Below are 11,911 nucleotides of genomic sequence, written 5' to 3' on the forward strand. Positions count from 1 at the left end.
GTTCGGCCTACTGTCACACTGCCCCTGTGGTCCACATCTCACGCCGTCGTCTGCTCTACGGCGCTGCTGCCATCGGGCTACTCGGCGGCTGTGGTTCCTCTGTTCGGCAGCCGGGTGTGGTGACGCCGCAGCAGCTGCACGCCGACGTCTCCGTGTGGGACGCGGATGCCGTGTCGTCTGCGCAGGTCAGCTCGACGGTGACGGTGACGTACGGGCACGGGGTCGACGGGCTGCCGGAGTTCCCCGGCGACGCGGTCCGGCCGCAGCACCTGGGCGGACGGCTGTTCCTGCAGATCTGCGGGGACGATCCCGCTGCGGTGCGCGACGCGGCTGAGCGGCTGCGGCCCGACGGCCGGTTGCGCTGGCGTGAGCAGGGGTTCTGCAACGCCGATCGCACGAACGGGTTGGGTTTCCAGGACGGCATCGTCGTGCCGAAGACCGCTGCGGAGTTCGAGCAGGAGGTCTGGCTGCCGGACGGGTCGACCATCGCGGTCGTGCGCCGGATCAAGCTCGACTTCGCCGGGTTCGCCGCGCTGCCGGTCAGCGCGCAGGAACGGGTGTTCGGGCGGCGGAAGCACGACGCCGTGCCGCTGTCCGGTGGCGACGAGGTCGATTTGTCGGCAAAGACACCGGACGGCGAGTACGTCATCCCGGCCGACGCGCACGTCCGGCGGGCGCATCCGCTGCTGGCCGGTGCCGGTCTGATGCTGCGCCGCTCCTACAACTACGCAGAGGGCCTGCTCTTCATCTCGTACCAACGTGAGCTGAAGACCTTTGTGAACACGATGTATCGCATGATCGATGGCGACGCACTTTTGCGTTACGCCACGACGACCAGCTCCGCGGCTTTCCGCATTCCGCCGCTGGATTGGTCACACTGAACTGTCGTCGGTTCCCGGTTGAAGGGTATGGTCTAGACCATGTCGAGCGCGCGGCTGAGCGGTGTCGGTGTCAGCAGCGGCCGGGCTTCCGGCCCCGTGGTCAGGGTCGCTGAGGCCCTGCCCGAACCTCCCTTGGGCCCGCGACCTGCGGATACAAAGGAAGAGGCCTCCCGCATCCGCCCGGCCACCGAGGTCGTCGCGCAGCGCCTGATGGAGCGCGCGAAGAGCGTCGAGGGCGAGGCGCGCGCGGTGCTGGAGACGACGGCGGCGATGGCCGGCGACCCGTCCCTGATCAAGTCGGCCGAGAAGCTCGTCGTCGACGAGTCCCTGCCCGCCGCCCGAGCGGTGCACCAGGCCGCCGCGAAGTTCATCTCCGCACTGCAGGCCGCCGGTGGCTACATGGCCGAACGCGCCCGCGACGTCCAGGACGTCCGCGACCGCGTGGTCGCCGAGTTGCTCGGCCTGCCTGCCCCTGGCGTGCCCGACCTGGCTTCGCCGTCCGTGCTGGTGGCGCGTGATCTGGCGCCCGCCGACACCGCGGGTCTCGACCCGTCGAAGGTCCTCGCCCTGGTCACCGAGGAGGGCGGCCCCACCTCCCACACCGCGATCCTGGCCCGTTCGCTGGGCATCCCGGCCGTCGTCGCGTGCCGTGGCGTGCTGGCGCTGGACGTACCTGCTCTCGAGGTCGACGGCGACACCGGCCACGTGCGCGAGTCCGACGGCAAGGTCCGCGCGGCCGGCACGGGCAAGAAGGCCACGTGGAACGGCGTCGGTGTGCTGAAGGACGGCCACCGCGTCAAGGTCCTCGGCAACGTCGGCTCCCCCGCGGACGCTGCGGCCGCTGCTGCTGCCGGCGCCGAGGGCGTGGGCTTGTTCCGCACGGAGTTCTGCTTCCTGGACGCGGCGGAGGAGCCGAGTGTTGCTGAGCAGACTGCTGCATATGAGGCTGTGCTGGCGCCGTTCCAGGGGAAGCCGGTTGTGGTGCGCACCCTCGACGCGGGCGCGGACAAGCCGCTGGCGTTTCTGAACCCGGACCCCGAGCCCAACCCGGCCCTGGGCGTCCGCGGCCTGCGCGTCGCCTTCGACCGCCCCGAGGTGCTCGATCGGCAGCTTCAGGCCATCGCCGCCGCCGCTGCCTCGTCCGGCGCCGACGTCTCGGTCATGGCCCCGATGGTCGCCACCGCCGCCGAGGCCTCGTGGTTCGTCGCGCGTGCCCGGCAAGCCGGCATCTCCCGGGCCGGTGTGATGGTCGAGGTCCCGTCCGCAGCGCTGTCCGCCCGCGAGATCCTGCAGGTCGTCGACTTCATCTCGATCGGCACCAACGACCTGGCGCAGTACGTCTTCGCCGCCGACCGCCAGCTCGGTGGCGTGGCCGCGTTGAACGACCCGTGGCAGCCGGCGTTGTTGCGCCTGATCGCCCAGGTCGGCGATGCGGCGACGGCGGCAGGCAAGCCGATCGGCGTCTGCGGCGAGGCGGCGGCCGACCCGTTGCTCGCGTGCGTGCTCATCGGCATGGGCGTGACGTCGCTGTCGATGAACCACACGGCTCTCGCCGATGTCGGCGCGAAGCTCGCCACGTCCAGCATGGACATCTGCCAGCTCGCGGCCCGTGGCGCGTTGGCGGCGGGCGACCCGGCGACGGCGAAGCTAGCGGCTCGCGCCCCGCACTAGTCCCAAGAATGCCGACCACGCGTCTGCCGACACCGGCAGGTGCGTGGTCGGTGCCTTGCTGTCCCGGACGCCGATGCCACGGCCAACCTCGACGCAGTCGTTCGAGTTGATGCTGTAGCTGCTCTTGCGCCAGACGGACATGCGGAACATCTCCTCAGATCAGGATGCTGGTGATCAGCTCCTTCGAGTGTTCCGCATCCAACGCCTGCTGGTCGATCAGTTTCAGCAGGTCGGCGTAGACGGCAAGGGACGCCTTGTCTTCGAGGAAGAGGCAGGAGTTCTCGCCTTCGAGGTAGACAGCAGGCTCGAACTTCTCGTACTCGAGCTGCATGAACGAGCCGGAAACCCCAGCGTGTGCACCGATTGCGGTCGGCATCACCCGTACCTCGATGTAGGAACGTTGTGCCATCGCCAGGATGTGGAGCAGCTGGTCTTTCATCACGTCCGGCGATCCGACCGGAAGCCGCAACGCCTGCTCGTGGATGTAGAACACGAACTCCCGGCTCCAGTGGAAGAGTTCGCGGCGCGCCAGCTTGGCGGCGATCACCTCCTCGTAGTCGACCGACTTGTTGCGCACCGCCCCCTGAACGAGGCCTCGCATGTAGTCGGCGGTCTGGAGGCGGCCGGGGACCAGGTTCATCGACCAGACCACGATCTTGTTGGCGAGACGTTCCTGTTCCATGAGACTGCGCATGGAATGAGGGATTTGGAGATACCCGTTCTCGCGTGACTCGTTGTAGAGCTTGATCAGGTGACGGGCCTCGTCCGGCTTGACGCGGCAGAACCCGAGCAGCATGGCCAGCTCGGCCTCGGTGACGCCACCCTTTCCCCGCACCAGGTCGGAGAGCTTGGCTTCTTGCCAGCCGAGTGCTTCGGCGATCTGGCGGTGGGTCATCCGGGTCTGCTCGATGGCGCGGCGGAGGCCCTCGCCGAACTCCCGTCCCACCACGCTGGAAATTCGTCGTGGCATGGCGATGAAGCTAGGAGTGCGGGTCCCCTTCGCTCCATCGTTTCCGCCCGAATTTCCCTGAAGGAAGTAGTTTTTGGAGGCCGCACAAGTTTTACTTTTGTGCCACTGAGTGCAGTTCTCCGAGGACAACCTGGATCAACGGGTGGTCTTCTGTCCCACGCCGTACAGCCGCAACGACGCGTCTGAGTGGCGCCACGCCATCGACTGGTACGCCACGAACGGCGTTGCGTGGCGCCAGTGCGACTCCAGCGCCGGCCGTGACGAGTGCCTGGATGGCGCGGAAGTCGTCAGAGGTGTGCCGGATCCGTGGCGCGAACCCGGCCTGCGCACACGCCATCTCGACCACGTCGCGCAACGGGTTCCCCGGCAGCGTCACGACCCAGTCCTCGTCGGCCAGCGCGGCCAGGTCGACCGGCCCGCCCGCCAACGCGTGCCCCGGTGGCAGCACCACGTCGAAAGGCTCGGCGTAGAGCGGAAACGCGGTGAATCGGTCCGTCGACCGGTGCTCCTCGGTGATCGCCACGTCGATCTCACCGTCCAGCAGCAGCCGCACGCTCTCGTGCCCCTCGGCGTCCCGCACGGACAGCTCGATCGACCGGTCCCGCAACGCTTTGAGCGCCGGCGCCACCACCTGCGTGATCGCCGACGCGAACGCAGCCACCGCGACCCGTCCCGCAGTGCCGGCGGTGAGAGCGTCCAAAGTGGCCTGTGCGCGTTCCAGTTCTGCGGCAACGACATTGGCGTGCGCGACGAGCAGTTCACCCGCAGGAGTGAGCGACACCCGTCGTCCTTTTCGGAGCAGCAGCGGGTGGCCTGCCTCCGACTCCAGCGCCGCAAGCTGCTGCGACACTGCTGACGGCGTGAGGTGCAGCGCGGCGGCCGCGGCGGTCACCGTGCCGTGGTCGGCCAACGCGCGCAACACGCGGAGCCGTCGTGGGTCGATCACCCGCTCATGATGAGGGTTCACGCGCCACAACAGCCATGCGACGCAGCTCTGCCGCGGCGGCCCACATCGCCTGCCGGGCGTGCCGGTCGCAGGCCAGGAACGAAGCGAACCCGTGCACCAACCCGTCGCGGTGCAGGTGGACCACCTCGACCCCGGCGGCCCTCAGCTCGTCGGCGTACTCGGTGCCCTCGTCCCGGAACACGTCGAATCCCGCCGTGACCACGCAGGTCGGTGGCAGGCCGCGAAAATCGGGAGCGCGCAACGGCGAGGCGTACGGCTCGAGCAACCGCGTGAGGTCTGCTGTGTAGCAGGACCGGTACCAGTCGACGACCTCGAGGTTGAGGAAGTACCCGCTGCCGAAGAGTTGCCGCGACCGGTGCTCGCTCAGCCCGTCGACGGCGGGGTAGAGCAGCAGGGTGAAGGCCGGCTTCGGCCCGGCTTCGTCGACACACCGCTGTGCCACCACGGCGGCGAGCGCTCCACCCGCGCTGTCGCCGCCCACCCCCACCACGCCACCGCCGAAGCGCTCTGCGTTGGAGACGACGTGCTGGAACGCCGCGTAGGCGTCCTCGACTCCGGCCGGATACGGGTGTTCCGGGGCGAGGGCGTACTCGACCGACACGATCCGCACGCCGCTGTGCCGGCTGAGAAAGCGGCAGATCCCGTCGTGGCTGGCCACGCTGCCGAGCACGAACCCGCCGCCGTGGAAGAAGACCAGCAGGGGCAGCGGGCCGGACGCGCCAGGAGGGCTGTACACCCGCGCCGGAACCGGGCCGCGCGCGCCGGCCACGAAGGTGTCTTGCACCTGCACGTCCGGCGCGACACCGGCGAGCAGCACGGACGACACGATGTCGAAGTCCCTGCGGACCGCCACCAGGTCGGGAACCACGTTGGGGGCGGCTCGCGGCACGGCCCGCTCCAGCGTGATCAACAGCTGCGCGGTGGGACTCAGCTGTGCGCCCTCGACTCGGACCGGCGCACCGACGAGCGCGCGGATCACCCGGTCGGGCAGGCGCAACGCGGCCGCGACCCCGAGGGTGGCCATGCGCAGGGCCACCCGCTGCCGTGAACTCCTGGACACCGGCCGATCGTTCCCCGCCCGCGTGACCAGGTGTGTCCATCTTCGAACGTTTGCGGAACGATTTCCGCGTACCTCGGATTGCTCGTCTCAGCGGGCAACGATCGGGGACTCCACTTCGCCGTTCACGGGGACGTTCTGCGGCACGATCGGGTCGATGGTCGTCCTGTCCAGCAGGAGGTACTCCGCCTCGGCGACGGGTGTGTACCCGGGCAGGCCGTGCTGGGGCGTGGTGATCAAATCCAGTTTTCTGGACGGCAGGCCGGTTTCCGGGTTGACGATGAAATGGGTCTCCACGTCGGAGAACTGGAACCTGGGCGGCGCCGCGACCGCCACGCCGACGCCGGTGCTGCCGTTGCGCAGTGGCGCCTGGTCGAGGAAGCGGACCCCGTCGATCGTCTTGAGCAGCTCGAACAACGCTCGTCGCTGGTCGTCGCTCACGTTCGCAGCCATCAGTTCCATCGCGAGTGATGCGGTCCGGTACGCGTCCTTGCCGCCGACGAGGTTCTCCAGCGTCTTCTTCAGCTCCACCGGGTCCTTAGACAGCGAGTGGAGCGAGTCGAGGCGCACGTTGCTGTGCAGGGACATCTGGAACCCGGACACAGCCGTCTTCAGCACGGCAGGTTTCATCGGTCCGACGCGCACCGAATGGTTCCCACCGACCTGGGGTGCCCTCGTCGGCTTGCCCGCCAGCTCCCACCTGGCCTCGTCCTCCCGCGAGTAGGGCTCCACCTCGCCGTCCTTCTGGATGACCGAGATCTCGGTGTCGGCGGTCAGCCACCGGTCGGTCGTCGAGCGGAACTCCACGAGGTACGGGTTCGCGGGATCGCCGACGACCATCAGCGACCAATGCCGCGTCAGCGCGTGCCACCACTGCGGAGGCGCGGCGGGCTGGACCGGCTTGGTGGGGTGCGGCAACAGGACGACCACGAGCGCGATCACCGCGGCCGCGACCAGCAAGGGAGCGAACCGCTTGACGAGCTGCGACCCGGCGACCCGGCGCCGTGGCAGCGCGATAATCCGCGCGAGGTCGCGTTCCATCCGGGCGGGATCGACCTCGGGCGTTGGCGGCTTGGCCGCAGCCAGGTCTTTCAGGAGGTCTTCCATGACTCCCTCGCACGGTCGTAGTTCGGTGTCGAGAGAGCGGCGCGCAACCGTCGTCGGGCGCGGTGCAGCCGCACGAAGAACGTCGCCGTCGTGCAGCCGAGCACCTGTGCGGCCTCCGCTGCCGGCAGCCCGTGCCACGCGACGAGTGTGAGCACCTCCTGGTCCGCGTCGGACAGGCTGGCCAACGCGGACCGAATCTCCACGACGCGCACGAAGTCGTCGGTCACCGGCACGTCGTCGATCTCGTCGTGCCACTTCTGCCGGCGCGCGGCGAGCACGAGGTTGCGGGCGATGCCGAGCAGCCACGGCAGGGCGTTCGACGGCATCTGGTCGAGCTTGCGCCAGGCGATCGTGAAGGTCTCGCTGGTGATGTCCTCCGCCCGCTGCGCACCCGCGTGGCTCGCGGCATAGGCGAGCACACGCGGGTAGCACTCGCGGTAGACAGCCGAGAAGTCCTCCACGATCGCCCCCTCCCTCTGCACGAGGTAGTGCGCCGACCGCTTCGATTCTTACCGCAGAGTGATGTGGGTCACAGGCAGTTCAACCGGTCCTGGTGAGCGACAGGGTCTGGTCGCCCTTGTCGCCGCTCACGGTGAGGTCGATCCGCTGGCCGCTGACTTTCGCCTTCATCGCGCCGCACGGGCCAGAGGTGCTGCTCAGCGCGAGGTGGTCGCCGCTCGCCTCGACCGCGCCGCCGCAGCTGATGTCCATCTGCGGCATCTGCACGTCGCGAGCTGGTAGCCGGCGAAGCCACCACCCCGATCACGGCGACGGCCAGGACGATGCCGCCGACGCCCTTCAGGTTGAAGGTGTTCCTGGTGTTCTTCCGGACGCTCTGCTGGATGACGGCGTTGTCGCCGAACGTGCCGCCGCCGACGTTGTACGCAGGGCTGTCGTTGCCCTGCGTACAACTGCCGTAGCGCGGGTCTGGTTGCTTGGCCATGTAGGGGAGGTCCTGTCCGGCGGCCTCACCGATACACGTCTTCACCCGATCGCTTGACTACATCCGCCCGCGTGCAGCAACGAAGGCGTCGACCGCCCGGTTCACGTCGTCCAACGAGTGCGCGGCCGACATCTGCGTGCGGATCCGCGCCTTGCCGTGCGGCACCACCGGGTACGAGAAGCCGATCACGTAGATGCCCTGCTCCAGCAGCAGGTCGGCCAGCCGTGCCGCCTCGGCCGCGTCGCCGATCATCACCGGGATGATCGGGTGCTCGCCGGGCAGCAGGTCGAAGCCCTCCTCGGTCATCCGCCGGCGGAACAGCTCGGTGTTCTCCCTGAGGCGGGTGAGCAGCTCGGACGAGCTCGACAGCAGGTCCAGCGTGGCGATCGCGGCGGCGGTGATCGACGGCGCGAGCGAGTTCGAGAACAGGTACGGCCGCGAGCGCTGGCGCAGCAGTTCGATGATCTCCGCGCGCCCGGACGTGTAGCCGCCGGACGCACCGCCGAGCGCCTTGCCGAGCGTGCCGGTGACGATGTCGACCCGGTCCTGCACGCCGAAGAGCTCCGGCGTGCCGCGGCCGGTCGGTCCGGTGAAGCCGACGGCGTGCGAGTCGTCGACCATGACCAGCGCGTTGTACCGCTCGGCCAGGTCGCAGATCTCGTCCAGCGGCGCGAGGTAGCCGTCCATGGAGAACACGCCGTCGGTCGCGATCAGCCGGTAGCGCGCGTCGGCCGCGTCCTTGAGCTGGCGCTCGAGGTCGTCCATGTCGCGGTTCTTGTACCGGAACCTGCGCGCTTTGCTGAGCCGCACGCCGTCGATGATCGACGCGTGGTTCAGCTCATCGGAGATGATCGCGTCCTCGGCGCCGAGCAGCGTCTCGAACAGACCGCCGTTCGCGTCGAAGCACGAGCTGTACAGGATCGTGTCGTCGGTGCCGAGGAACTCGCTGAGCTTGCGCTCCAGTTCCTTGTGCGGCTCCTGGGTGCCGCAGATGAACCGCACCGAGGCCATGCCGAAGCCCCAGTCGTCCAGGGCTTGCTTGGCGGCCTCGATCAGCCGCGGGTGGTCGGCGAGCCCGAGGTAGTTGTTGGCGCAGAAGTTCAGGACCTCGTCGCCCTGGCCGACCCGCACGGCGGCGTTCTGCGGGGTGCTGATGACACGCTCGGACTTGTAGAGCCCGGCCTCCCGGATCTCCTCGATCGTCTTGCGGAGGTCGTTCTTCAGCTCGCCGTACATCAGGCTCCCGTCCAGTCGAGGATGACCTTGCCGCACTTGCCTTCACGCGCGGTGGCAAAGGCCTCCGCGTGCTGCGTGTGGTCGTACCGGTGCGTGATGACCGGCGCGAGGTCGAGCCCGCGCTGCAACAGCACCGTCATCGAGTACCACGTCTCGAACATCTCGCGGCCGTAAATCCCCTTGATGTGCAGCATCTTCAACACGACGCTGCTCCAGTCGACGGGGAACTCCTCCGCGGGCAGCCCCAGCATCGCGATGCGACCGCCGTGCGCCATGTTCGCGATCATGCTCTGCAACGCAGACGGCTTCCCCGACATCTCCATGCCGACGTCGAAGCCCTCGGCCATGCCGAGCTCGTGCTGGGCTTCCTCGATGGTTTTGTGAGCCACGTTCACCGCGAGGTCGACGCCGACCTTGCTCGCCAGGTCCAGCCGGTGCTCGGACACGTCGGTGATCACGACGTTGCGGGCCCCCGCGTGCTTGGCCACCGCGGCCGCCATGATCCCGATCGGCCCGGCCCCCGTGATGATCACGTCCTCGCCGATCACCGGAAAGCTCAACGCGGTGTGCACGGCGTTGCCGAAGGGATCGAAGATCGCGGCCACGTCCAGGTCGACCGGCGTCCGGTGCACCCACGCGTTCTGCTCGGGCAACACGACGTACTGCGCGAACGCCCCGTTGGAGTGCACGCCCAGACCGCGCGTGTTCGCACAGAGGTGCCGCCGCCCCGCCTTGCAGTTGCGGCACGTCCCACACACGAGGTGCCCCTCGCCGCTGACCAGGTCGCCCACCTTGACGCCGGTGACGGAGGCGCCAGTCTCCACGACCTCGCCGACGAACTCGTGCCCGAGCGTGAGCGGCGCCTTGATGTTTTGGGCCGCCCAGTCGTCCCACGATTCGATGTGCAGGTCGGTGCCGCAGATACCCGTGCGCAACACCCTGACCAGCACGTCCGTCGGACCCGGCGTCGGGTCGGGGACGTCGGTCAGTTCGAGGCCAGGCCCAGCGGCGACCTTGACGAGAGCCTTCATGCGGGAAGTCTCACCCTTTGCTGCTTGTGCAGTCCATCAGGACTTTCTGAAGCTCTTGTGCAGCTCAGCTTCAAAGGCGATGTTGCGCACCATGCCGCCGAACACCACCCCGTGAAACGGCCAGACCACCGCCCAGTAGAGGTGTCCCGCGAGCCCTTTGGGCACGAACACGGCGCGTTGGCGGTAAGTGGACCCGTGTCCTCCGCTGCCCGCCACTCGAAGCTCCAACCACGCCTTGCCGGGCACCTTCATCTCCGCGCGAAGCCTGAGCAGGCTGCCGCGTTCGACCTCCTCGACCCGCCAGAAGTCGAGCGCCTCACCCACGTGCAACCGGTGCGGATCCCTGCGGCCCCTGCGGAGACCAACTCCCCCGACGAGCCGGTCGAGCCATCCTCTGATCGCCCAGGCCAGCGGAAACGAGTACCAGCCACGTTCGCCGCCAATGCCCTCGACGACCTCCCACAGCCGTTCCGGAGTGGCCTGCGTGTGGCGTTCGCGCTCGTCCGTGTAGACCGAACCGCCCGACCAGTCGGGGTCGGTCGGGAGAGGTTCGCTCGGGACACCAGGGGTGGAGGCTCCCGACCAGCGGGTCTCGACGTCGGCGTCGCGGATCTTGGCCAGCGCGAGCTCGACCGCCCTGTCGTAGCCGACGTTCTCACCAGGAAGCAGCACGCGGATGTCGTTCTCGCGGCACACCACCTCGTGCACCAGCGACTCGATCAACGGCCGCGCGATCGACCGGGGCACGGGCGTGACCAGGTTGACCCAGTGCGACGACAGTGCCGGCGTCAGCACGGGCACCGGGAGGACGCGGCGCTTGGGCAGCCCGGCCACCCGCGCGTACCGCAGCATCATCTCCAGGTACGTGAGCACGTCCGGCCCGCCGATGTCGAATGTCCGGTTCGCGTCCAGCGTCGTCGCCTCGACCAGGTACCGCAGCACGTCCCGCACCGCGATCGGCTGGATCCGGTTGTGCACCCACCGCGGCGTGACCATGACCGGCAACCGCTCGGTCAGGTAGCGCAGCATCTCGAACGACGCCGACCCGGACCCGATGATCACCGCCGCCTGCAGCACCACGGCCGGTACCGACGAGCGCAGGAAGACCTCCCCGACCTCCTTGCGGGAGGCCAGGTGCGGCGACAGCGGGCCGGCCGGATGCAGTCCGCCCAGGTAGACGATCCGCCGCACACCCGCACGTGAGGCGGCCCTGGCGGTGTTCGTGGCGGCCGCGCGATCGGCATCCGCGAAGTCCGAAGAGCGCAACGAGTGCACCAGGTAGTGGACGACCTCTACGTCCTGCATCGCCTCGGAAACGTCACCCAGCACGTCCCCGCGCACTATCTCGACGTCGGCGGCCCACGGAACGTCCCGCAGCTTCGACGGCGACCGCACCAGGCACCGCACCTCATACCCCGCCGCCAGCAGCCTGGGCACGAGCCGTCCGCCGAGGTACCCGGTCGCACCGGTCACGAGACACCGCATGCCTCGATCCTGCGCGCCGAGACGAAGACCCGCAGTTCAGCGGCCGCGCTTGATCAGCACCGACCCGCCGCGCACGTACCCGCGCACCTGGAAGTGCGGGTTGCCGATCCCGTTGCGCACCTTGTCCTTGATCTCGCCTGCCTGGATCTCGACGCCGTCGATGTTCACCGACGCGGTGGGCGGCAGCACGAGCTTCACCGAGCCGACCGACACGTCCAGCTCGATGTCGACCCGCGGCGGCACGTCGGCCTGGGTGAAGTCGAGGTTCGTCGAGCCCAGCGTGTTGTGGATGACGAGCTCGTTCGGCACGACCCAGTGGCCCTTGCGGACGGTGGTGCCGAAGGAGTTGCGCAGTTCGGTGCGGGAGCGAGCCAGCTCGTTGTTGACCATGCCGGGCAGGTCGACCAGCACCGCGTTCAGGTCGGCGCGGGTCACCGCGGCCAGTGCCGTGTCGGTGCGGGTGGTGAACTCGTCGAGCGTGATCATGCCGCGGCCCACCGCCTTGTTCAGCAAGCTGACCACGTGCTCACGCTCGGGGTCGGACACGCGTAACTCTCTGGGGT

General features: G+C 68.7%; 13 protein-coding genes. 2 read left to right on the forward strand and 11 right to left on the reverse strand.

Annotated features, from left to right (window positions below):
* The first annotated feature begins 26 nt into the window (after positions 1 to 26).
* Together DI276_RS46385 and ptsP are read left to right on the forward strand one after the other, a co-directional pair.
* A complete protein-coding gene (locus DI276_RS46385) occupies positions 27 to 881 on the forward strand; it encodes a Dyp-type peroxidase (protein ID WP_157985377.1) in 855 nt (284 codons plus the stop codon).
* A gap of 39 nt (positions 882 to 920) precedes the next feature.
* The gene (gene ptsP, locus DI276_RS46390) at positions 921 to 2,552 is read left to right on the forward strand and encodes a phosphoenolpyruvate--protein phosphotransferase (RefSeq protein WP_112276215.1); all 1,632 of its coding nucleotides are present in this window, start codon (positions 921 to 923) and stop codon (positions 2,550 to 2,552) included.
* Here ptsP and DI276_RS46395 read toward each other — a convergent pair.
* From DI276_RS46395 to DI276_RS46445, 11 genes are all read right to left on the reverse strand, one after another.
* Positions 2,529 to 2,693: a DUF397 domain-containing protein gene (locus DI276_RS46395; RefSeq protein ID WP_232837383.1), complete on the reverse strand. Its 165-nt coding sequence runs from the start codon at positions 2,691 to 2,693 to the stop codon at positions 2,529 to 2,531. The two genes, ptsP and DI276_RS46395, sit on opposite strands and share 24 nt — an antisense overlap.
* A gap of 13 nt (positions 2,694 to 2,706) precedes the next feature.
* Entirely contained in the window at positions 2,707 to 3,522 is an 816-nt protein-coding gene (locus tag DI276_RS46400; RefSeq protein ID WP_112276217.1) for a helix-turn-helix domain-containing protein, read from the reverse strand.
* Between the two features lie 91 nt (positions 3,523 to 3,613).
* A complete protein-coding gene (locus DI276_RS46405) occupies positions 3,614 to 4,468 on the reverse strand; it encodes a LysR family transcriptional regulator (RefSeq protein WP_112276219.1) in 855 nt (284 codons plus the stop codon).
* Between the two features lie 4 nt (positions 4,469 to 4,472).
* Positions 4,473 to 5,549 carry an alpha/beta hydrolase fold domain-containing protein gene (locus tag DI276_RS46410; RefSeq protein ID WP_157985374.1) on the reverse strand — a complete coding sequence of 359 codons (1,077 nt, stop codon included), beginning with the start codon at positions 5,547 to 5,549 and terminating at the stop codon, positions 4,473 to 4,475.
* 87 nt (positions 5,550 to 5,636) lie between these two features.
* Positions 5,637 to 6,653 carry a hypothetical protein gene (locus tag DI276_RS46415; RefSeq protein ID WP_112276223.1) on the reverse strand — a complete coding sequence of 339 codons (1,017 nt, stop codon included), beginning with the start codon at positions 6,651 to 6,653 and terminating at the stop codon, positions 5,637 to 5,639.
* The gene (locus tag DI276_RS46420; protein ID WP_198681319.1) at positions 6,638 to 7,114 is read right to left on the reverse strand and encodes an RNA polymerase sigma factor; all 477 of its coding nucleotides are present in this window, start codon (positions 7,112 to 7,114) and stop codon (positions 6,638 to 6,640) included. Before DI276_RS46420 ends, DI276_RS46415 begins: the two co-directional genes overlap by 16 nt.
* A 79-nt stretch (positions 7,115 to 7,193) precedes the next feature.
* Positions 7,194 to 7,379 (reverse strand): hypothetical protein, encoded by a 186-nt coding sequence (locus tag DI276_RS46425; RefSeq protein ID WP_112276225.1) that lies wholly within the window; start codon positions 7,377 to 7,379, stop codon positions 7,194 to 7,196.
* 274 nt (positions 7,380 to 7,653) lie between these two features.
* Entirely contained in the window at positions 7,654 to 8,832 is a 1,179-nt protein-coding gene (locus DI276_RS46430; RefSeq protein ID WP_112276227.1) for a glycine C-acetyltransferase, read from the reverse strand.
* Positions 8,832 to 9,863 carry an L-threonine 3-dehydrogenase gene (gene tdh, locus DI276_RS46435; RefSeq protein WP_112276229.1) on the reverse strand — a complete coding sequence of 344 codons (1,032 nt, stop codon included), beginning with the start codon at positions 9,861 to 9,863 and terminating at the stop codon, positions 8,832 to 8,834. The genes DI276_RS46430 and tdh overlap by 1 nt, the downstream gene beginning before the upstream one ends.
* Before the next feature lie 36 nt (positions 9,864 to 9,899).
* A complete protein-coding gene (locus DI276_RS46440; protein ID WP_112276231.1) occupies positions 9,900 to 11,348 on the reverse strand; it encodes an SDR family oxidoreductase in 1,449 nt (482 codons plus the stop codon).
* A gap of 36 nt (positions 11,349 to 11,384) precedes the next feature.
* Entirely contained in the window at positions 11,385 to 11,894 is a 510-nt protein-coding gene (locus DI276_RS46445) for a DUF1707 SHOCT-like domain-containing protein (RefSeq protein WP_332874766.1), read from the reverse strand.
* Positions 11,895 to 11,911: the final 17 nt, after the last annotated feature.

Source organism: Lentzea terrae (assembly GCF_003265345.1).
Taxonomy (GTDB): Bacteria; Actinomycetota; Actinomycetes; order Mycobacteriales; family Pseudonocardiaceae; genus Lentzea; species Lentzea terrae.